This is a genomic window from Streptomyces sp. NPDC047049 (genome assembly GCF_040643995.1).
GTDB lineage: Bacteria > Actinomycetota > Actinomycetes > Streptomycetales > Streptomycetaceae > Streptomyces > Streptomyces mooreae.
Window position 1 is genome coordinate 114,267 of the sequence record NZ_JBEYVM010000015.1, and the last position, 21,510, is coordinate 135,776.

The window sequence follows — 21,510 nt, forward strand, 5'->3', positions numbered from 1 at the left end:
GACAAGGCAGACTGACCGTTGCGCACAGCGAGGTAGTGCGCACAGCGCGAACAGACGGCATACGGCAGGGGGGACACCATGGACGACGGTCCGGGGCGGGAGCGGCTCCGCTTCTCCGTGCTCGGTCCGGTACGGGCCTGGCGTGGCACAACGCCGCTGGCGGCGGGCTCCCCGCAGCAGCGTGCACTGCTCGCCGCACTACTGCTGCGCGGCGGACGTACCGCCACCGCGCCCGAACTCGTCGACGCGCTGTGGGGCGACGAGCCACCGCATGCCGCGCTCGCGGCGCTGCGCACCTACGCCTCCCGGCTCCGCAAAGCGCTGGGCGCAGACGCCGACGCCCTGGTCAGCGAGTCCGGCGGCTACGCCATCCGTCCGGTGGACGGCCGCCCGCTGGACCTCGACCACGACCACGCCGAGCAGTACGCCGCCGAGGCGGAGAAGGCCAAGGCGTCCGGTGACCGCGTCCGCGCCCGGGAACTCCTCGACGAGGCCCTGGCCCTGTGGGACGGCGAACCACTGGCCGGGCTGGCCGGTCCGTACGCGGAAACCCAGCGCACCCGGCTCGAGGAGTGGCGGCTCTCCCTCACGGAGACCCGTCTCGAACTCGTTCTGGAGGCCGGCTGCCACGCCGATGTGGTGTCCGACCTGACCGCGCTCACCGCCGCCCACCCACTGCGCGAGCGGCTTCGCGAACTGCTCATGCTGGCGCTGTACCGCAGCGGGCGGCAGGCCGAAGCGCTCGCGGTGTACGCGGACACCCGCCGGCTGCTCGCCGACGAACTGGGCGTCGACCCCTGCGCCTCCCTCTCCGACCTCCAGCAGCGCATTCTGCAGGCCGACACGGATCTGGACGCCCCGGCGGTCGTCGTCGACGGTCCGGACGCCCCCGATCAGGTGGCGGTACGCCCACAGCAACTCCCCGCAACGGTCGCCGACTTCACCGGACGCGACGCCTTCGTCACCGAACTCAGCCAGCAGCTGGCGACCGCCGAGGGCAGCGTCATGGCCGTCTCCGCGCTCACCGGCATCGGCGGCGTCGGGAAGACGACCCTCGCCGTGCATGTGGCGCATGCCGCCCGCGAACACTTCCCCGACGGGCAGCTCTATGTCGACCTCCAGGGCGCCGGTCACACTCCGTCCGAGCCCGAAGCGGTGCTCGGGGCCTTCCTGCGTGCCCTGGGCACTCCCGATTCCGCCATCCCCGACGGTCTGGAGGAGCGGTCCGCGCTCTACCGGTCCACCCTGGCCGGCCGGCGGGTACTGGCTCTGCTGGACAACGCGCGGGACGCGGCGCAGGTCAGACCCTTGCTGCCCGGGGCGGAGGGCTGTGCGGCGCTGATCACCGGCCGCGCCCGCATGATCGACCTGGCCGGTGCCCATCTGATCGACCTGGATGTGATGAGCCCCGAGGAGGCTCTGACCCTCTTCACCCGCATCGTCGGCGTCGAGCGCGTCACCTCGGAGCGGCAGGCCGCCATGGCCGTCGTCGGCGCCTGCGGCTTCCTCCCGCTGGCCATCCGTATCGCTGCCTCCCGGCTGGCCTCGCGCCGTACGTGGACGGTATCCACCCTGGCCAGCAAGCTCGCGGACGAACGTCGCAGGCTGGACGAGCTGCGCGCGGGCGACCTCGCCGTCAAGGCCACCTTCGAACTGGGCTACGGCCAGCTGGAGCCCCATCAGGCGCGCGCTTTCCGGTTGCTGGGCCTTGCCGACGGACCGGACATCTCGCTCGCCGCGGCGGCAGCCCTCCTCGACCTCGACATCGAGTCCGCGGAGGACCAGGTCGAATCCCTCGTCGACGCCAGCCTGCTGGAGTCCGCCGCCCCCGGCCGCTACCGCTTCCACGATCTGGTCCGGCTGTACGCGCGTGCCTGCGCGGAGCGTGACGAACACCCGCCCACCGAACGGGCGGCGGCCCTGTCGCGGCTGCTGGACTTCTACCTGGCCACCGCCGCCCGGATGTACGCCCTGGAGCGGCCCGGGGACCGGTTGGTCGACCACATGGAGCCCACGCGTCACCCCGGACTTGCCTTCACCGACCGTGCGACGGCGCTGAGCTGGCTGTTCAGTGAAGCGGGCGGCATCCTTGCGTGCGCCCAGCAGTCGAAGGACGCCGGGTCCCTGCGGCGCGCGGTGGATCTCCTGCTGCTGACCCGCGACCTGGCCGAGTCCGGCGCCGACGCGCTGCAGTACGAGCAGGCCAACGCCGCCCTGCTCGCCTCCGCCCGGGAGTCCCAGGACCAGCACGCCGAGGCGCGTATCCACACCGCTCTCACCAACGTCCACACCCTGGCCGGCCGTCTCGACGAGGCCGAGGAACACGCCAAGTCGGCGATGCTCCTCGGGCTGGCCGCCGAGGACCCCTTCTCCTCGTCCTACGCACCGAACGACCGCGGGATCATCGCCACCACCCAGCAGCGTTACGGTGACGCCGAGGCCTATCTCACGCAGGCACTCTCCGCTTTCCGCGACGACAGCAACAAGCAGTCCGAAGCGAGCGCCCTGTGCAATCTCTCCCGTGTCCACCTGAACACGGGACGCATGGACAGCGCGATCCGGCTTGCTCAGGAAGGCATTGCGATCTACCGCCAGCTCGGCGCGCAGCGACGGCTGGCAAATGGCATGTACGCGCTGGGGCTTGCGTACACCCACGCCAGCCGGCTGGAGGAGGCAACCGACCAGCTCACCCAGGCCCTGGCCATATTCCAGGACAGCAGGCAGCGGTTCTGGGCGGCCATGACACACTTCAGGCTGGCGGAGATCTACCTCGCCGACCACCGTCCCACCCAGGCGGCCACCAGTGCCGAGCAGGCCCTTACCGCGCTGCGCGGCGTGGGCGGGGAGTGGTGGCGGGCGAACGTCCTTACGCTGTTGGGCCGTACGCTCAACGAACTGGGGCACACGGGGCGGGCACGCGCCTGCTGGCAGGACGCGCTCTCCATCTACGAACGACTGGGCGCGCCGGACACCTCTGAGGTACAGGCCCTCATCAGCCTGGCCACTATCGCATAGCACCTGGTCAGAGGCGTTATCAGAGACGTTTATCGATCGTTCATCGCGGCACGCCAGTCTCTTACTCATCGAACCGCCGCCTCGGGGGGCAAGCGGCTCGGTGACGCGGCCCCACCGTAAGGTGTTCGGCCCAGGTTCGCCCGTCCGGCAGCCCACGGGGGAGTTGCCGGCCGGGGGGACCACAAAGCGCCCATACACAGGAGTTGATCAGCGTGACCACCGAGAACCAGGCTCCAGAGCCGAACGAACGTGACGTCATCAAGCCCCTGGACAACCACACGCCGGTAGCCACTCCTGGGCTGGCCAAGAAGAAGGTCGCCAGGAAGCCCGGGGACTTGCTGCCCTCGGACAACCACACGCCCATCATCGAGCCGAGGTAATAGCCGAGTTCGGCCGGAGTCAACGGGGGATCTCAGGGGCCGGTTCTGATGGCAGGAGGGGAGCCATCGGAACCGGCCCTTGCGGCATGTCCGCAGCAATTTCGCCATTCAGCCGTCCTGCAGCGCTTTTCGGTCACTCGATCAAATACGCACTCTTGACGCCCCTGTGCAGTCGCTAACTTCGCTCCGTAGGCAATTCTGTCAACCATCATCTCCTCCTCCACAAAGGAACCGGAATGACTCACGCGGCACTCATGACCCACGCAAAGAAAGCCCTTGCCCTTGGCGCCATTGCGGCTGCAATAACCGCCGGCATGGCCACCGCCACACCAGCGGTGGCCGATTCCCACCACCCCGTCGCCCACAACACCACTCTGGACCACCACGTCCCGATCGTCGGTTCGGTTGACGCCAAGGACCGTCACCGTCCCTGATCGGGGCAACTCGGCAGCGGAGCACCACAGAGGCTCCGCTGCCGACGCATCTCCGCCGGTGCCCGGCCTGACTTCACGGGCGCGCCCTTGTCGCGCGAGGGATTCCCGTACATACACAGCACTTCCCTCCCCGCACGACTCCTGACGCTTCGTCAGTTCGCTGCTACAGTCGCGCCATCCGCCCCCGGTGATCCCGCCGGGCCCGGCCACGTTCCGCCCTGCTCACAGCCAGGAGGCGCGCCGTGTTCGAACTCGCCCGTATCCACACGCTCTGGGAGCTGGTCGAGTACCGGGCGCGGGTCTCGCGCGGGGCGCCGATGTTCTTCGACGGGGACGGGCGGAGCGTCACCTTCGACGGGGTGCGCGACGAGGCGCTGCGGGTGGCGACCGGGTTCCGGGAACTGGGGATCGGGGCCGGGACGCGGGTGGTCTGGCAGTTGCCGACGCGGATCGAGACGGTGGTCGCCTCGCTGGCGCTGGCTCGGCTCGGGGCCGTACAAACGCCGGTCATCCCGCTGCACCGGGAGCGCGAGGTCGGTTTCATCCTGGCGGAGTCGGCGGCGGAGTTCGTGCTCGTACCGGGCGTGTGGCGGGGGTTCGACCACACCGCGATGGTGCGGAAGCTCGCCGGGGACGGGGTGCGGGTGGTCTCGGTGGCGGGCGGGTTGCCGCAAGGGGATCCGGAGGCATGGGGCGCCCCTGCCGGAGCGGGCGAGGGGCAAGGCGATGGCCCCGGCCGGGCGAGCTGGGTCTACTACACCTCAGGCACCACCTCGTCGCCCAAGGGCGTCGAGCACACCGACGCCACTCTCCTCGCCGGTGGCATCGGACTGGCCACCGCGCTCGGGATGTCCGCGGACGACATCGGCTCGATCGCCTTTCCCTACGCGCATATCGCCGGCCCGGACTATGTCATCGCCATGCTGGTCAGCGGGTTTCCCGCGGTCATTCTGGAGAGCTTCGAGCCGGGCCGCGCGGCCGCCGTCTACCGGCGTCACGGGGTGACGATGGCCGGCGGCAGCACCGCCTTCTACCAGGCGTTTCTCGATGAGTCGCGGCGCTATCGGCAGCGGCAGCCGCAAGCCGGGCGGTTGATTCCCTCGCTGCGGCTGCTGTCCGGCGGCGGGGCCCCGATGCCCCCGGAGCTGTATGCGGCCGCCGGGCGGGAGCTGGACTGCGCGATCGTGCACGGGTACGGCATGACCGAGTGTCCGATGATCACGATGGGCACGCCGTACGACAGCGATGAGCAGCTGTCGCGGACCGTGGGCAAGCCGGTGGTCGGGGCACAGGTCCGGATCGTCCTGCCGGACGGGAGCGAGGCCGCAACCGGGGAATCCGGTGAGGTGACACTCAAGGGGGCGATGCTCTTCCAGCGGTACACGGACCCGGCGCTGACCGCCGCGGCGTTTGCCCCCGATGGCTCCTTCCGCACCGGTGACCTGGGGTATCTGCGTCCTGACGGGCATCTGGTGCTGACCGGGCGGCTGAAGGACATCATCATCCGCAAGGGCGAGAACATCTCCGCGCAGGAGATCGAGGAGCTGGTGCGCACCCATCCGGCGGTGGCGGACGCCGCGGTGATCGGGCTGCCGGACCGGGAGCGCGGCGAGCGGGTGTGCGCGGTGGTCACGCCCGCCGATCCGGCCGCGCCGCCGCTGAGCCTGGCTGCGCTGACCGCGCATCTGCGGGCGGCCGGGCTGATGACGCAGAAGCTGCCGGAGCAGCTGGAGATCGTCGGTGAGCTGCCGCGCGGCGGGCCGCTGGACAAGGTGCTCAAGGCGTCGCTGCGGGAGCGGTATACGACGTAGCCGGGGGCGTCGCTGCGGTGTGGCGATGAGTTCCGGGGGCCGGTGGAGTCTTCACTGGGAGTGGCGCCGGAGGTGTGCGCGGTACGCGTCCGGGGCCGGCCCCGGCAGGACGCCCCCGGCAGGACGGAAGGACCCGGACGATGACCGAGACGATCGACTTCGCGGCGCAGGCCCGGCTGGTGTCGCAGCTGGCGGCCCGGACCGCCGATGAACAGCTCGATGCCCCCACCCCCTGCGAGGCGTACGCGGTGCGCCATCTGCTGGGCCACCTCGTCGGCCTGGCCGCGGCGTTCCAGGAGGCGGCGCGCAAGAACCTCGGGCCGATGACGAGCGTCAGCCCCGGCGCGACGGAGCCCGATGTGGAGCCCGGCTGGCGCACCGAGCTGGACCGGAATCTGCAGGGCATGGTGGAGGCCTGGCACGCCCCGGAGGCCTGGGAGGGCGAGACCCAGGCGGGCGGCGTGTCCCTTCCCGCGGCCATGGCGGGCCGGATCGCGCTCAACGAGCTGGTACTGCACGGCTGGGACCTGGCGCGCGCCACCGGCCAGGAGTACGCGCCCGACACCGCCAGTCTCGGGGTCTCGTATGCGCTGCTCACGCAGTTTGCCGAGAGCCCGGAGCGCGGGCCGTTCGGCCCACCGGTGGCGGTGGCAGCGGGCGCACCGCTCCTCGATCAGGCGGTGGCGCTCAGCGGCCGTCGGCCCGACTGGGCGCCGCCGGGGTCGTAGCCGGGGCCGTAACCGGGGCCGTAACCGGGGTCGTAGCCGACGGCATCGGCGGTACCGCGGCCACCTCGGTGGACGGCAGCCACGGCCGTGCTGTCGCCTGCGTCGTACGGCAGCCTCGGCGGTAAAGCAGCCCGAACGGCAGCGCAATCGGATCACGCCGGGGCCGGCCCCGGGGCTCCGTTCTGCAGCAGGGTCTTGAGGATCTTGCCGCTGGCGTTGCGCGGGAGGGCGGTGACGAAGGCGACCTCCCGCGGGACCTTGTAGTTGGCCATCTCGCGGCGGGACCAGGCGATCAGGTCGTCGGCGGTGAGCAGGGAGCCGGCGCGGCGGACCGCATAGGCCTTGCCGACCTCGCCGAGGCGGGGGTCGGGTATGCCGACGACGGCGACCTCGGCGATGTCCGGGTGGCGGCCGAGGAGTTGCTCTATTTCGGCGGGATAGGCGTTGAAGCCGCCGACGATGAACATGTCCTTGATGCGGTCGGTGATCCGGAGGTTGCCCGCCGCGTCCAGGACGCCCACATCGCCGGTGCGCAGCCAGCCGTCGGGGGTGATCACCTGGGCCGTGGCGGCCGGGTCCTCGAAGTAGCCGGACATCACGTGGTAGCCGCGGACGTGCACCTCGCCGGGTTCGCCGGGCGGCAGCGGGCCGCCCGCGGCGTCGACGACCCGGACCTCGGTGCCGGGTATGGCCCGGCCCGAGGTCGTGGCGATGACCTCGGGCGGATCGCCGCGGCGGCACATCGTGACGACGCCGGAGCTCTCGGACAGGCCGTACGCCGTCAGGACGGTGGAGACCTGCAGCTCGCTGCGCAGCCGCTCGACCAGCTCCAGGGGGACCACGGCCGCGCCGGTGACCACCACGCGCAGCGCGGAGAGGTCGTGCAGGCCGCGGGCGGGGTGGTCGAGGAGCTGCTGGTGGAGGGTGGGCGGGCCGGGGAGTACGGAGATCCGCTCGGCGGCGATATTGGCGAGCGCGGTCTCCACGCCGAAGACCGGCTGCGGCACCATCGTCGCGCCGCGCAGCAGACAGGCGATGATCCCGGCCTTGTAGCCGAAGGTGTGGAAGAACGGGTTGACGATCAGATAGCGGTCGCCCGCACGGAGGCCGGCCAGTTCGCACCACACGGCGTAGGCGCGCAGGGTCTGGGCGTGCGTGATCACCGCGCCCTTGGGGCGTCCGGTGGTGCCGGAGGTGAAGACGATGTCCGAGGGGGCGCCGGGGAGCAGCGCATCGGCCCGGCCACGGACCGTTTCCGGGGACACCGCCGCGCCGCCGGCGAGGAAGTCCGGCCAGGTGGCGAAGTCGGCGGGGGCATCCTCGGAGAGCACCACGACCTTCTCCAGGCGCGGCAGTCCGGGCAGCGGGCCGCGGCCGGGGCCTTCCTGGGCGGCGCGGCGGAGCGAGGCGACGTAGGACGTGCCGAGGAAGGTGCCGGTGACGAAGAGGAGCTTGGCGCGGGTGCGGCGCAGGACGTAGGCGGCCTCGGTGCCCTTGAAGCGGGTGTTGACGGGGACGAGGACGGCTCCGGCGGTGACGGCCCCGAGGGCGGAGACGATCCAGTCGAGGGTGTTGGGCGCCCATACGGCGACGCGGTCGCCGGGCGCGACCCCCGAGGCGATACAGGCGGCCGCGGCCTCCTCCACCCGCGCGCCGAGTTCGGCGTACGACACCCGGGTACGGCCCTCGACCACGGCCTCCCGGGAGGCGTAGCGCCGGGCGGCCGCCCGCACCAGCCGGGGGATGGTGCCGTACTCCAGATCCGCCCGCGTCTCCGCACCCGCCCGCGTCTCCAGGTCCTCCTGGGCCTCCAGGCCGCTCCGAGACTCCAGGCCCCACTGAGGCTCCAGATCCGCCCGCGCCTCCAGGTCGTCGCGCATCGCGTCGCCTCCCGCCGAAGAGCCCTGTGCCACTAGCTGACTGCCCGTCAGATTAGCGGTAGCCTCCTCCGCTGTCAGTACTGACGACCGACCGTGGAGGTGGCGATGGGGGCGACCCTCAAGGACGCTACGGCGATAGCCGGCATCGGGCAGACACCGTTCGCCAAACGACTCGGTGCCTCCGAGAAGGCCTTGGCCTGCCGGGCGATCGTCGCGGCGCTGGACGACGCCGGAATCGCCCCCTCGGAGGTGGACGCCTTCGCCTCCTACACCATGGAGGAGACCGACGAGGTCGAGATAGCCAAGGCCATCGGCGCCGGGGACGTCACCCACTTCTCCAAGGTCGGCTACGGCGGCGGCGGTTCCTGCGCGACGGTGGCCCATCTGGCCGCCGCCATCGCCACCGGCCAGGCGAACGTCGGCATCGCCTGGCGGTCCCGCAAGCGCGGTTCGGGACCGCGCCCCTGGAAGAACACCCAGGTCCAGCTGCCCACCCCGGGACAGTGGACCCGGCCCTTCGGACTGCTGCGCCCGGCCGACGAGATCGGCATGCTGGCCCGCCGCTACATGCACGAATACGGCGCCACCCGCGACCACCTCTTCAACGTCGCGCTCGCCTGCCGCAACCGTGCCAACCAGAACCCGGCCGCGATGATGTACGAGCGCCCGCTGACCCGCGAGATGTATATGACCGCCCGCTGGATCAGCGAGCCGCTCTGCCTCTTCGACAACTGCCTGGAGACGGACGGCGCACTGGCCTGTGTCGTGGTCTCCGCCGAGCGGGCCCGCGACTGCCGGCAGCGGCCCGTCTACGTCCACTCCGCAGCCCAGGGCCTGCCCGCCCAGCACCACGGCATGGTCAACTACTGGAACGACGACCCGCTCACCGGCCCTGCCTGGACCGCCGCCCGGCAGCTGTGGAAGGGCGCCGACCTCGGACCGCAGGACGTCGACGTGGCACAGATCTATGACGCCTTCACCCCCCTGATCCCCCTCTCCCTGGAGGGATACGGCTTCTGCGGGCGCGGCGAGGGCGCGGCCTTCACCGAGGGCGGCGCGCTGGAGATCGGCGGCCGGCTCCCCCTCAACACCGGTGGCGGCGGCCTCTCCGAGGCGTACGTCCACGGTTTCAACCTCATCACCGAAGGCGTCAGGCAACTGCGCGGCACCAGCACCGCGCAGGTACCCGGCGCCGCCACCTGCCTGGTCACCGCGGGCGAGGGCGTCCCCACCTCGGCCCTGCTGCTGAGGAGTTGATACGCCATGAGCGCCCGTGACGCCGTCGAGTCCGCCGAGCCCGCCGAGTCCGCTGTGTCCGTCGAGTCCACTGTGCCCGCCCCCTCTGCCCTGTCGGCCCCGTCGACCCCCTCGGCCCCGACGGCCGAGTCCGCCGAGTCCGCCGAGTCCGTTCGCGACGCCCTGTCCCCGATCGTGACACCCGCCACTGACAATCGGCCCGACAGCGCCGCCGGCCTGCTGCTTCCCGTCGCAGACGACGACGGCGCGCCCTTCTGGGAGTACGCCGCCAAGGGCGAACTGCGCATCCAGGCCTGCTCCGGCTGCGACGAACTGCGCTTCCCGCCCCGGCCCTGCTGTCCGCACTGCCAGTCGTTCGCCGCGCACTGGCAGCGGATGAGCGGCCGCGGCCGCATCTGGTCCTATGTGCTGCCGCATCCGCCGCTGCTGCCCGCGTACGCCGCCCTGCCGGGCTACAACGCGATCGTCGTGGAGCTGGCCGACGCCCCGCACATCCGCCTGGTCGGCAACCTCGTCGCCGACGCCGACGCCCCCCTCAACTCCGTCGACCCGGCGCGGCTGCGCATCGGCGCCCCGGTGAAGGCCGCCTTCCACGCCATGCCGGGAGGCGTGACCGTACCCCGCTGGCTCCTGGAGCGCCCATGACGATCCGCACCCGGACCGAGGACGGGGTCGCGCTGGTCACCCTCGACCGGCCCGAGCGGCACAACGCCATCGACCTCGGCACGGCCGCCGAACTCGCCGCCACCTGGCGGGCGTTCCGCTTCGACGACACCGTACGGGCCGCGGTGGTCACCGGCGCCGGCGGCCGGGCGTTCTCCACCGGCCTCGACCGCTCCGCCGCCGGCGGCCCCCAGCCGCCCTCGCCCTACTCCATCGACGACCCGCTGCTCCACATCGGCCCGAAGGCCAACGACCTGTGGAAGCCGGTCATCGCCGCCGTCGACGGAATGGCCTGCGGCGGCGCCTTCTACCTCCTGGGCGAGGCCGATTTCCTCATCGCCTCCGAGAACTCCACCTTCTTCGACCCGCACACCACCTACGGGATGGTCAGCGCGTACGAGTCCATCCTCATGGCGCAGCGGATGCCCCTGGGGGAAGTCGCCCGGATGGCCCTGATGGGGACCGCGGAGCGGCTGGGCGCGGCCCGTGCGTACGAGATCGGGCTGGTCTCCGAGCTGACCGCGCCCGGCGCCGCGGCCGAGGTGGCGCTGCGTCGCGCGGCCGTGCTCGCCGACCGGCCGACCGAGCCGGTCCAGGGCACCGTACGCGCCCTGTGGGCGGCCAAGGAGGCGGCCAGGGCACAGGCCCTGGCGCTCGCCCCCCAGCTGATCGCGCTGGGCAATCTGCCCGCGGACCGCCAGGCCGGGCTGTTCGCCGCCCGGCCTGGCCACGGCGGCCGGAAGGGCGGGCGGGACAGCGGCCAGGACGGCGAGCAGGACGGCAGCCAGGGCAGCGGGCCACTGGTCAGATGACCCTTGCGGGCGTACGTCTCCCAGACGTACTTCTCTCGCGGGCGCGGAGGGTCCGGCGTAGCGTCGGTCACGGAGGATGACCGGACGACTCGAAGCGAGGCGACGCCCGTGGTGCGCAACGTTCTGGGGTCGCTGATCGCCCTCGCCGGAGCGGCGGCCGCCGTATGGAGCCCCTTCCGTCCCTGGTACGACGGCCGTCACGGCAGCGACGTGCGGATCGAAGACCTCTTCAACGGCATCACCCGCAACGGCGCCGCGCTCTTCGGCTCCGTCCTCCTGCCCATGGCGTTCGCCGCCCTGCTGACCCTCATCGGGGTTGCCCTGCGCTCCCGGGCACTGATCACCGTCGCGGGGCTGGTGGTACTCGGTTTCACGATCCTGTGGATGGTCCGCCAGGGGCAGGCCACCAGCGAGCTGACGGCCGGCGCCCGCGGCCTCGGGGTGGGCGTGGCCAGTGCACTGGGCGGCGGCGCACTGCTGCTGCTCGGCGCCCTGATCATGCGCGGCCGCGGCCGACGGGTCCGGGGCCGCGGCTATGACGAGCAGCAGTACGACGACGGGCGCTACGGACCCTCCGCACACGACGACCCCTACGGCCGGCGCGCACCCTACGACCCGTACACGCCCTACCCCCCGGGGACGCCCGAGCCATGGGACGCGGGCCGTCCGGGGGCGGAGGAGTGGAACCCCGAGCCCTACCCGAGCGGACCCGGCCGCGGCGCCCCCGGCCCGTACGAGGACACCCCCACCTCTCCCCTGCCGGTCACACCGCCGCCCCCTCCGCCCGCGCAGCACCAGCAGCCACCCGGGCCACAGCAACAGCCACAACAGCCACATCCACAGGCGCCACCGCCACCGCCGCCGCCCACCATGCCGGCCCATCAGCAGCCCGCCACGCCTCCCGTGGAGTGGGGCAAGGAGCAACGGCAGCCGCCGCCCCCCTCCCAGCCCGGACAGTCCGGACAGGGCAGCCAAAGCGCCCAGGGCGAGCAGCCCGGACCATCCCATAGGCCCGAACAGCCCCCGGAAGACCGGGAGTAGCGGCGCAACACGGCGGGCTCACGCCCGCCACCTCACGCCCGCCGCGCCAGCCCCGTCCCCTTGGCCGCGTCCAGCGCGTACACACAGCGGTCCTTGCTGCAGGCGTACACCACACCGCCGACCGCCACCGGCGAGCCGGTGATCTCGCCGCCGGTCGCCAGCTTCCAGCGCAGCTGGCCGCCCATCGCATCGAGCGTGTAGAGGCAGTGGTCGGCCGAGCCGAAGTGCACCCGGCCCTCCGCGACGACCGGTGCGCCGACGACCTCCGCGCCGGCCTGGAACCGCCAGCGCGGGGTGCCGGTCACCGCGTCCAGTGTGTAGAGCGCCTTACCGCTGCCCAGGTGGACCGCGCCATGGGCGACCAGTACCGGTTCGGTGGACTGCCGCGCCTCGGTGGCGATCCGCCAGCGGTCGCGGCCGTCCGCCGGGTCCAGCGCGTAGACCGTGCCGAGGTAGTCCGCCAGATAGACCCCGCCGCCGGTGACGGCCGGGCCGGGGGCGAAGGCGGGCGGGCTCAGGAACACCGCGGGCGCCTCGAAGTGCCAGCGCACATCGCCGCGGGCGATGTCGATCGCCAGCACCCGGGTGCCGGCCACGACGTAGACCACGCCGTCCGACGCGGGCAGCAGCCGTACCGGCACCCCGCCGCAGGACGCGGCGTCGCCCACCGGGTACGACCAGCGCTCGGCGCCGGTCCGCGCCTCCAGCGCCTTCAGGCGTGCGTCGGCCCAGACGAAGACCGTGCCGTCGTGCACCACGGGTGCGGCCTCGGCGGTCTCGAAGTCGGTCTGGACGCCACCGATCTCCCACAGCCGTTCGCCGGTGGCCGCCTCCCAGGCCTGGACTCCGCCGCCCCGGGTGCTGGTGACCACGGTCCCGCGGTCGGCCCGGAGGGCGTAGACCCAGCCCTCGGTGTGCAGCCGCCAGTGCTCGGCGCCGTCGTCGGCGTTCAGCGCGTACAGGCTCGGGCCGTCCGAGGCATGGATCCGGCCGTCCGCGACCGCCATCGCCCAGGCGACGTCACGGGTCTTGAACTTGCGGCGCCCGCTGGCCACATCGAGCGCATGCACCTCGAAGGACGTGACGTACAGCAGGTCGTCGGCGACGGCCGGGGTGCCCCACACGTCGTTCGACATCCGGAACCGCCAGGGCCGCCAGCGGCCGGGCTCGGCGGGCGGCGCCTCGGGCGGCGGGGGCGGCGCGGCCTCGCCGCGGGCCGGGCTCTCCGCGGCCGCGGCACCGCCGGCCGGACCCTGCGCCGGCACACCGGTCACGGGGCCGGTACCGGGCGGCCGTACCCAGTTCGTCGCGGCACCGGCCTGCCCACGCGGCTGCGGGCCCGGGGCGTCGGCGCGCGGCCCCGGCCCTATCGGAGCGGCCGATCCGCCCAGGTGTACGGGACCGGCGGCACCGTCCCCGGAGACGGCCGGCGGCGCGGTGGACAGTGCGGCGGCGGGGGACGGCGAAGCGGCGGACGACGGCGGGGCGGTGGGCGGCGCCGCGGAGACCGGGGTCACCCGGGCCGTCGAGACGTCCGGGCCGAGCGCCGCGGGCTGCGGCATCGGGCCGGGGTTGCCGCCGCGCGGGTCGGTGCCCCGGTGCGCGCCGGGGCCCGCGCCGACATGGCCGGGCCAGCCGGACTCCGCGCCGACCGGTGCGCTCTCCGGCCGCGGCGGCGCCTGGGCCGGCTGCGCCGCGGGCACCGGAGGCGCCGCGGGCGGGGACGACGGGACGGGCGGATGCGGCGGCGCGGCCGGCGCGGCACGGCCGGTGCCGCGCCCGGAGCCGGCCCGCTGGCCGCCGTTCGCCACGGTGGAGCGGCCGCCGCGGCGGCCTTCGATGAGCGCCACCGCTCCGGGCGGCAGCCAGGCCGAGGCGGTACCGCTGTCGTCGCTGCCGGAGCCGAAGAGATGCGGTGCGAGCTGGGACTGCAGATCGGCGGGGGACGGCCGCTGGCCCGCCTCCATCTGCATACAGGACTCCATCAGCGGACGCAGTTCGTCCGGCAGCCCGGCCAGGTCGGGCCCCTCACGCAGCAGCATGAAGACGGTCTCGACGGGGTTGGCGCCATGGAAGGGCGCATGACCGGTGGCGGCGAAGACCAGCGTCGAGCCGAGGGAGAAGACATCGCTCGCGCCCGTCACGCTGCGCGAGTCACGGGCCTGCTCGGGCGACATGTAGGCGGGGGTGCCCACGGCGACGTTGGTCATCGTCAGCCGGGTGTTGGACACCCCGGAGGCGATCCCGAAGTCGATCACCCGGGGGCCGTCCTCGACGACCAGCACGTTCGACGGTTTCAGGTCACGGTGCACCAGGCCGGCGCCGTGGATGGACTGCAGCGCCTCGGCGATCCCGGCCGCCAGCCACCGCACCGCCTGGGCCGGGAGCGGCCCGCACTCATTGACTATTTCCTCGAGGGAGGGCGCGGGGACATAGGCCGTCGCGAGCCAGGGCACTGCCGCGCGCGGATCGGCGTCCACCACCGCGGCCGTGTAGAAACCGCTGACCGCGCGGGCCGCCTCGACCTCGCGCGTGAAGCGGACCCGGAACAGCTGGTCCTCGGCGAGCTCGGTACGCACCGTCTTGATCGCCACGCGCCGGCCGGACGCCGAGCGCGCCAGATAGACCAGTCCCATGCCGCCGGCCCCGAGACGGCCGAGCACCTCGAACGGGCCGATCCGCCGGGGATCGTGCTGCGTCAGCTGCTTCAGCTGATCCACCACTTGCCTGCCACCTCCCCGTGGGGCGTAAAAAGAGACTCTCAAAAGCCACGAGCCGCCGAGAGCCACTGCCCCGTGCAGCGTCTCCCCGCCTGCGGCGAGGACTGTCGAAACGGCCGTACGCGTGCTGATTGTTCCTGGCCGGGCCGACGGTTGCGAACCCGGGGCCCGTCCGCCGTGTCACGGCATGCCCTCCGCGGCCGGCACCGGGACCGTTACCCGATGTAACCCAACCACGCCTGACGTGCTGCGATACGTCCCCTGACGAGTGGATACCGCGCGGGTTACCGGCAAGTTACCGACCCACCACGCGCGACACCGCCCGAAGTGCGGACGTTCACCACTCCGTTTGACGGGACTACTGGAGAAGCGGTTCGCCCTCCGCGACACCCGGTGGCCGTAGTGGCCGTAATGGCTGTAATGGCCGTGACGGCCAAAACCATGATGCGCGTCCGACCGCGCACGCCCTCCCCCGACCCGTCACGCCGTCCCCGACGGTCAAACCACCCCCACCGGTCATGCCCTCCCCCGTCGTCGCTCCCGGCCCAGCGGCTCAATTCTGCGCGTTCGAAGGTCATTTCGGTGTCATGACACCTGGCGTGGCGCCGTATCCGGCATCCGGGCAGGCCGGAGTGCCGACCGCCACGGCGGCCAGATGTCCAAGCTAGCTCCGTTTTGTACGATTCACCCGTCGAGAATTCGCACGCGTGAACGATTTTACCGGAGCCTGCGAACGGTGAAGCGGCGGAGTCAATGTTCAACTGGCGGCCGTCTCGGGATACTTGCCGCACGGACGGTGACCACTTATCCACCAAAGTTGTCCACAGCCTGTTGATAACACTCTTCACCGGTTCGGACCAAGCAGGGCGGCGCACGGCACGGTCACGGACGGGCCCGCCAGCAGCACACTCACGGGGGCTCCGCACCCCGAACTCCCCCATCCCCATTTGCAGGCAGCCAAATCGCGCTCCGATCACCCCTCGGTAAGCTGACGGCATGACAGGACAAGTTCGAACCGTCGACGGCAGAGTTGCCGGCCGCCGCGGACAGGCGACGCGGCAAAAGCTTCTGGACTGCCTCAGTGAAATGCTCAGTTCGTCCCCCTATCGGGACGTCAAGGTCATCGATGTAGCCCGAAAAGCGGGGACTTCACCCGCAACGTTCTATCAGTACTTCCCGGACGTCGAGGGCGCCGTCCTCGAAATCGCCGAGGAGATGGCCAAAGAAGGCGCCACTCTGACGGATCTTGTCGCCGGACGCTCCTGGGTGGGCAAGTCCGCGTGGCAGGCGGCAGAGGACCTGGTCGAGGGCTTCCTCTCCTTCTGGCGGAAGCACGACGCGATTTTGCGCGTGATCGACCTGGGCGCGGCCGAGGGCGACAAGCGGTTCTACAAGATCCGCATGAAGATCCTCAATGCCGTCACCAACTCCCTTACGGATTCGATCAAGGAACTGCAGAGCAAGGGCAAGCTCGACAAGGACGTGAGTGCGCCCGCGATGGCCGGCTCACTTGTCGCGATGCTGGCGGCGGTCGCCGGGCACCAGAAGGGTTTCCAGAGCTGGGGCGTGAAGCAGGCCGAGCTCAAGCCGAATCTGGCGCTGCTGGTGCACCTCGGCGTCACCGGCAAGAAGCCGACCAAATAGCGAAGAGCGAATAGCAGCGAATAGCGAAGCCACCGAGAAGGCTTCCGGGAAGACATCCGAGGAAGAGGAAGCGGCCGATGAAGCTGCTGTCGCGACTTCCGCACCTCGAAGTCCCGGAGTTATCGGGGTGGTTCGCCGTCTGTCCGGTATCCGTCCTGCCATAGCTGTACCGCACACGCAGCGGGCGCCGCGCGGCCCCTTTCAGGGTTGGCCGCGGCGCCCGCTGTGTGCATGAGGAAACGGAGGGACGCGGTAAAGCGGAGGGACAAGGGGGAAGCCCGCTGCGCACCGGCCGGCTCACCGCCGCTCCAGCCGGAAGAGCCGGATCTCCCGCGCCACCCGCGCCTGGTACGTGGCGTACGGCGGCCAGAACTCCAGCGCCGCCCGCCAGGCCTGCGCACGTTCCTCACCGGTGAGCAGCCGCGCCCGCACCGGGATGTCCCGGCCGCGCCAACTCACCTCGGCCTCCGGGTTCTTCAGCAGGTTGCCGGTCCACGCCGGATGCCCCGGCCGTCCGAAGTTGCTGCCGACCAGCAGCCAGCCGCCGTCCTCCTCCGGCAGGCACGCCAGCGGAGTACGCCGCGGCAGCCCGCTCCTGGCCCCGGTCGCGGTCAACACCACACCGGGCAGCATCCGGGCGCTGAGCAGCACCTTTCCACGGGTCAGCCGGTGCACCGCACGGTCCAGAGCGGGGATGACATGCGGTGCGGTCCGGGCGAACGTACGGGTCGCGGAGAGCTTCTGGAGCCATCGCTCGCCCCGCGGCATCAGGCCTCCACCGCCCCTGGCGTACGGGCTCCCGCCGGCGCCTCACCGGCCTCGCGGCGCACGGGCGGCCCCCCGTTTTCACCTGCCCCACGGTCACCGCCGGGCTGCCCTCCGCTCTCCCGGGCCCCCCGGTCACCGCTGCCCTTTCTGCCTCCGCCGGCCGCCCCCGCCCCGCCCGTGAACAGCCCCGCCTCCTCGGCGGCCCGCGCCCGGAGCCGGTGTACGGGCCCCAGCAGCAGTTCGTCACCGGCCGCACGCTTGAAGTACAGATGCGCCTCGTGCTCCCAGGTGAAGCCGATGCCGCCGTGCAGTTGCACCGCCTCGGCCGCCACCGCACGCAGCGCCTCCAGCGCCTGCGCCAACGCCAGCGCCCCCGCACCGGGCTCGGCCGCACCGGACGCCCCCGGGGCGCCCTGGCCCCCGGCCCGTCCGCCGCCCGCCGCCCAGGCCGCGTAGTACGTCGCCGAACGCGCCGCCTGCAGCGTCACATACAGATCGGCGAGCCGGTGCTGCACCGCCTGGAAGGAGCCGATGGGCCGGCCGAACTGCTCGCGCTCCCGGACGTAGGCGACGGTACGGGCCAGCGCCGCGTCAGCCGCCCCGACCGCCTCGGCGGCCAGCACCGCGGCCGCCGTCATCCCGGTCGCGGCGAGCGCGGCGGCCACCGCCGTCCCGTCGCCGCACCCGTCCCCGTACGGGTAACCCTCCCCGTACGGGGAGCCCTCCCCGTCCACGTCCCCGAGCAACTCGGCCGGCACGTTCCGCAGTTCGAGGCGTGCCAGCGGCCGGGTCTCGTCCAGCGCGGTCTGCCGGATCCGCAGCAGACCGGCCGTACCGGGCGCACCTGCCCCCTCGGCGTGCGCGGGCCGGCGCTCCGGCCGGGCCGCCGGGCCGAGCGCCGCCGCCCGCACGAGGAAGAGCAGGGTACGGCTGCGCGCGAACCCACCGGTGTGTGCGGCCACCACCAGCACCTCCGCGGTGTGGCCGTTCAGCACCTGCCCGGCCTCCCCGTACAGCCGCCACGTTCCGTCCTGCCTCCGCGCCTGAACCCCGCCGGCCCGGCCGCCGCCCGCCCAGTCGCCGTCATTCGGCCCGGTCAGCCCCAGTGCGGTGGCCAGCTGCCCGGCCGGTACGGCGAGCGTTCCGGTCAGCTCCCCGGCGGCGAGGCCCGGCAGCAGTTCGCCGCGCTGGCGTTCGCTGCCCAGTGCGAGGAGCAGCGGCGCGGCCAGTGCGGCGGTGGCGATCAGCGGCGAGGGAAGGACGGCGCGACCGGTCTCCTCGCAGGCCAGGGCAAGTTCGGTGGGCCCGCAGCCCACCCCGCCGTATGCGGCGGGCAGCGCCAGACCGGGCAGGCCGAGCTCGGCGGCGAGCCGGTGCCACAACTGCGGGTCGTACCCGGGCGGGGTGCGTACGGCCGCCTTCACCTGGTCCGGACCGCAGTGTTTGAGTAGCAGTTCGCGCAGGGTGCGGCGGATTTCGTGCTGCTCCTCGGTGAATGCGGCATCCATCGCGGGCTCCTCCCGGCCGTGCGACACCCCCCGTCCGTTCCGACGGGCTGGCTCACTCCCGCTATCGATCTGACGGGCCGTCATAGTAGGGACGGGGGGTGCACTTTCCTAGGCCGAGTCCGCAAGTCGTCGGGGCCCGGGGGCGGCGCGCGCTCTTCACGGCTCACGAGGGCGGCGCCCGATGACGGCGGTGACGGGGCGCTCGATGACGGCGCCCCATAACGGCGCTCGCCCTCGCCCTGCGGCCGAAGCCGGGGGCGAGGGCGAGGTTCGAAGAGAGGGCGAGGACGACGACGAGGGCGAGGGCCGTTATGGGGCGCCGCCCCTCCCGTCAGAGGATGAGATGGACCGTGAGTTGCGTTTCCGTGTCGCTGACATTGACGGCGTGGATGTAGCCGTGAGCCGTGCGGTAGCGGCCCGTGCCCCCGGTGATCGCCAGGTCGATGTTGCCGGGGCCGGCGGTGGTCACGTTGAACCGGCCCTGCACGGTGAGCTGCCCCTGGGAGAGGGCCAGATCGCCCGCGCACTGCAGGTCGAACTGGTCAACCGGATCGAAGCGGGTCAGCGTGCAGATCTCGCTGTAGGTGCCGACCACGCTGCTGCCACGGAGGAGATTGCCGCTGACGACGAATTCGTCCCCCAGGCTCGGCCCGCCCGACCCGTCCACATCGACGAAGCCGCCCTGAGTCTGCTTCGCGACCAGCTGGAAGACTTCCTCTCTCGGGGGATTGGGCCCGGAGCCACTGCCGGTGGCTGCCGACGCCGAGGGTGCGCAGAAAAGGAGTGCAGCAAATCCGGTGACCGCACTCAGAGCGACATGCTTGAAGTGACGCACGGTTTTCTCCTCTGGGACTGGAAGGGAAATGCATTGGCTAGGACATGAAATGCGGTAATGGCGGAGTGATGACCGGACCGATATCGCCGGGATGCCATGAAGCCGGGCATCCCGGCTCCCTGACCCGCCGCGCATCCGGGCCCCTCGCCCGCCGGGCGTCCGGTGTTCCAGGGGCCGCTCCGGCCTGCCTGGTCCGCCACCCGGCAGGCCGGTCGCGACGCGCGGAAGGATCAGATACCGGGGCCGGAGACGTAGGTGAACGATCCGGAAGGTGAGCCTCCGGGGCCGGAGGCCGTGACGTCGAAGGTGCCGGGGGTGCCGCTGGGCGGGGACGTGGCGGTCACCGTGGTGTCGGAGACGATCTCGAAGGGCGCCGGGACGCCGTGGAAGGTGACCTGGTCGGTGGAGGACAGGCCGGTGCCGGTGAGGGTCACCGCGGTGCCGCCGGAGGTCGGTCCCGTGTCGGGGCTGACGCCGGTGAGGGTGGCCGGGCTGACGTAGGTGTACGTCAGCCCGTCGGCGCTGCCGCCTGCGGTGAACACGGTGACGGCGACGCCGCCCGGCCCCGGGGCACCGGCGGCCCTGACGGTGACCTGGGTGTCGGACACGCTTTGGATGACGGCTCGGGTGGGGCCGAAGTACACATTGATCGCCCCGGCCAGGTTGCGGCCGGTGAGGACGATCTCCTGGTCGCTGCCGGCGACGGGGCCCGCGGCGGGGCTGATACCGGTGAGGGCGGGCAACGGCACGTAGTAGAAGGACCCGAGGGTGCCGGTGCCGCCCGGGGTGGTGACCGTCACGGGGACGGCGCCGGATCCGGCGGGAGCGGTGACGGTCAGCGAGGTCGCCGTATTGGCGGTGATGGCGGCCTGGGCGGTACCGAAGCGCACGGCATCGGCAGGGGCCAGGTGGTGACCGGTGAGGGTCACCTTCGTTCCGCCTGCCGTGCTCCCCTGGTCGGGAATCACCGTCGTCGCCATGACACCGACGGTTCCGGCGCCGGAGTTGCTCACGTAGGCACGCGTTCCGTCGGGGAAGACCGCGATGCCGGTGGGGCCGTCTCCCACCCCGATGTTCTCGACGACGGCGTGGGTGGCGGTGTCGATCACGCTCACCGTGTCCGGGAAGGCATTCGCCACGTACACATGGGCGCCGTCGGGGCTCACCGCCACGAAGCGCGGCTGGGCGCTGACGCCGATGGTGGCGGTCACGGCGCCGGCCGCGGTATCGATCACGCTCACCGTGGAGGTGGCGACGTTCGTGACGTAGACATGGGCCCCGTCCGGGGTGACCGTCAGCAGGATGGGGACGCCGCCGACGGGGACCGTGGCGGCGACGGTGTCCGTGGCGGTATCGATCACGCTGACGGCGCCGGAGAAGAGGCACGCCACGTAGAGGCGGGTCCCGTCCGGGGTCAGGGCAGCCCCGATCGGTCCGGCCCCGACGGTGATGGTGCCGGTGACGGTGTCGGTGGCCGTGTCGATCACGCTCACCGTGTTGCCGGCCTGCTGCGTCACATAAAGGCGGGTGCCGTCCGGGGTGACCGCGGCCATCGCCGGTCCCGCCGCTACGGGGATGTTCGCGACGATGGCGTTCGAGGCGGTGTCGAGCACACTGACGAGACCGTCGCCGGAGACGGTCACGTAGCCGCGGGTTCCGTCCGGGCTGATCGCCACGAAGGAGGGGCCGGCGCCCGTCGGGATGGTGCTGGTGACGGTATCGGTGGCGGTATCGATCACGCTCACCGTATTCGAGCCCTGGTTGGCCACATATGCGCGGGCTCCGCCAGGGGAAAGGGAAATTCCCCCGGGTGTGGCACCCACGGGAATCACGGCCCCCGCCGAGAAAGCGGCGCTTAATCCGGGGTTGCGCGCCCGGCCGGGCGCCGGAACTTCTGAGGAATAGGCGAACATGACACTCCCTGAGGCAGACGGGACGTCCTTGTCCCGCACACGGAAATGCCTGCTTCACCGCATGGGCAACAGCGAGCAGTAAACCGGCTGAAGTGGCGCCG

The 21,510-nt window shown here is 72.1% G+C and carries 15 protein-coding genes; 9 read left to right on the top strand and 6 right to left on the bottom strand.

Going from position 1 to position 21,510, the window contains the following annotated elements; all coding sequences use genetic code 11:
* Nucleotides 1-78 precede the first annotated feature (78 nt).
* From ABZ851_RS27340 to ABZ851_RS27355, 4 genes are all read left to right on the top strand, one after another.
* Nucleotides 79-3,015 carry a BTAD domain-containing putative transcriptional regulator gene (locus ABZ851_RS27340; RefSeq protein ID WP_361132666.1) on the top strand — a complete coding sequence of 979 codons (2,937 nt, stop codon included), beginning with the start codon at nt 79-81 and terminating at the stop codon, nt 3,013-3,015.
* Between the two features lie 212 nt (nt 3,016-3,227).
* Nucleotides 3,228-3,395 (top strand): hypothetical protein, encoded by a 168-nt coding sequence (locus tag ABZ851_RS27345; protein ID WP_361132669.1) that lies wholly within the window; start codon nt 3,228-3,230, stop codon nt 3,393-3,395.
* 676 nt (nt 3,396-4,071) lie between these two features.
* The gene (locus ABZ851_RS27350) at nt 4,072-5,640 is read left to right on the top strand and encodes an AMP-binding protein (RefSeq protein WP_361132672.1); all 1,569 of its coding nucleotides are present in this window, start codon (nt 4,072-4,074) and stop codon (nt 5,638-5,640) included.
* 140 nt (nt 5,641-5,780) lie between these two features.
* Nucleotides 5,781-6,368 carry a TIGR03086 family metal-binding protein gene (locus ABZ851_RS27355; RefSeq protein ID WP_361132675.1) on the top strand — a complete coding sequence of 196 codons (588 nt, stop codon included), beginning with the start codon at nt 5,781-5,783 and terminating at the stop codon, nt 6,366-6,368.
* Between the two features lie 152 nt (nt 6,369-6,520).
* Here ABZ851_RS27355 and ABZ851_RS27360 read toward each other — a convergent pair whose 3' ends face one another.
* Nucleotides 6,521-8,248: a FadD3 family acyl-CoA ligase gene (locus tag ABZ851_RS27360; RefSeq protein ID WP_361132678.1), complete on the bottom strand. Its 1,728-nt coding sequence runs from the start codon at nt 8,246-8,248 to the stop codon at nt 6,521-6,523.
* Between the two features lie 105 nt (nt 8,249-8,353).
* On the opposite strand from ABZ851_RS27360, the gene ABZ851_RS27365 reads away from it, so the two are divergent.
* The 4 genes from ABZ851_RS27365 to ABZ851_RS27380 all read left to right on the top strand — a co-directional run bounded on the left by ABZ851_RS27365 (nt 8,354) and on the right by ABZ851_RS27380 (nt 12,021).
* The gene (locus ABZ851_RS27365; RefSeq protein WP_361132681.1) at nt 8,354-9,505 is read left to right on the top strand and encodes a lipid-transfer protein; all 1,152 of its coding nucleotides are present in this window, start codon (nt 8,354-8,356) and stop codon (nt 9,503-9,505) included.
* A gap of 162 nt (nt 9,506-9,667) precedes the next feature.
* Nucleotides 9,668-10,150 (top strand): OB-fold domain-containing protein, encoded by a 483-nt coding sequence (locus tag ABZ851_RS27370; protein WP_361132807.1) that lies wholly within the window; start codon nt 9,668-9,670, stop codon nt 10,148-10,150.
* Nucleotides 10,147-10,980: an enoyl-CoA hydratase/isomerase family protein gene (locus ABZ851_RS27375; RefSeq protein WP_361132684.1), complete on the top strand. Its 834-nt coding sequence runs from the start codon at nt 10,147-10,149 to the stop codon at nt 10,978-10,980. The genes ABZ851_RS27370 and ABZ851_RS27375 overlap by 4 nt, the downstream gene beginning before the upstream one ends.
* Before the next feature lie 108 nt (nt 10,981-11,088).
* Nucleotides 11,089-12,021 (top strand): hypothetical protein, encoded by a 933-nt coding sequence (locus tag ABZ851_RS27380; RefSeq protein WP_361132687.1) that lies wholly within the window; start codon nt 11,089-11,091, stop codon nt 12,019-12,021.
* A gap of 32 nt (nt 12,022-12,053) precedes the next feature.
* Here the strand turns inward: ABZ851_RS27380 and ABZ851_RS27385 are convergent, their stop codons facing one another.
* Entirely contained in the window at nt 12,054-14,744 is a 2,691-nt protein-coding gene (locus ABZ851_RS27385; RefSeq protein ID WP_361132690.1) for a PQQ-binding-like beta-propeller repeat protein, read from the bottom strand.
* A gap of 993 nt (nt 14,745-15,737) precedes the next feature.
* Between ABZ851_RS27385 and ABZ851_RS27390 the strand changes: the two genes are divergently transcribed.
* Nucleotides 15,738-16,385 carry a TetR family transcriptional regulator gene (locus ABZ851_RS27390; protein ID WP_088798341.1) on the top strand — a complete coding sequence of 216 codons (648 nt, stop codon included), beginning with the start codon at nt 15,738-15,740 and terminating at the stop codon, nt 16,383-16,385.
* A 297-nt stretch (nt 16,386-16,682) separates the two neighbouring features.
* Here the strand turns inward: ABZ851_RS27390 and ABZ851_RS27395 are convergent, their stop codons facing one another.
* The 4 genes from ABZ851_RS27395 to ABZ851_RS27410 form a co-directional block, all read right to left on the bottom strand.
* A complete protein-coding gene (locus ABZ851_RS27395) occupies nt 16,683-17,153 on the bottom strand; it encodes a nitroreductase family deazaflavin-dependent oxidoreductase (RefSeq protein WP_361132693.1) in 471 nt (156 codons plus the stop codon).
* On the bottom strand, nt 17,153-18,661 hold the full coding sequence (locus tag ABZ851_RS27400) for an acyl-CoA dehydrogenase family protein (RefSeq protein WP_361132696.1): 1,509 nt from the start codon (nt 18,659-18,661) through the stop codon (nt 17,153-17,155). The genes ABZ851_RS27395 and ABZ851_RS27400 overlap by 1 nt, the downstream gene beginning before the upstream one ends.
* Nucleotides 18,662-18,992: 331 nt before the next feature.
* Nucleotides 18,993-19,496, bottom strand: coding sequence for a dirigent protein (locus tag ABZ851_RS27405; RefSeq protein WP_361132699.1), 504 nt, complete (start codon nt 19,494-19,496; stop codon nt 18,993-18,995).
* 230 nt (nt 19,497-19,726) lie between these two features.
* On the bottom strand, nt 19,727-21,409 hold the full coding sequence (locus ABZ851_RS27410) for an IPT/TIG domain-containing protein (RefSeq protein ID WP_361132702.1): 1,683 nt from the start codon (nt 21,407-21,409) through the stop codon (nt 19,727-19,729).
* Between the last annotated feature and the right edge of the window lie 101 nt (nt 21,410-21,510).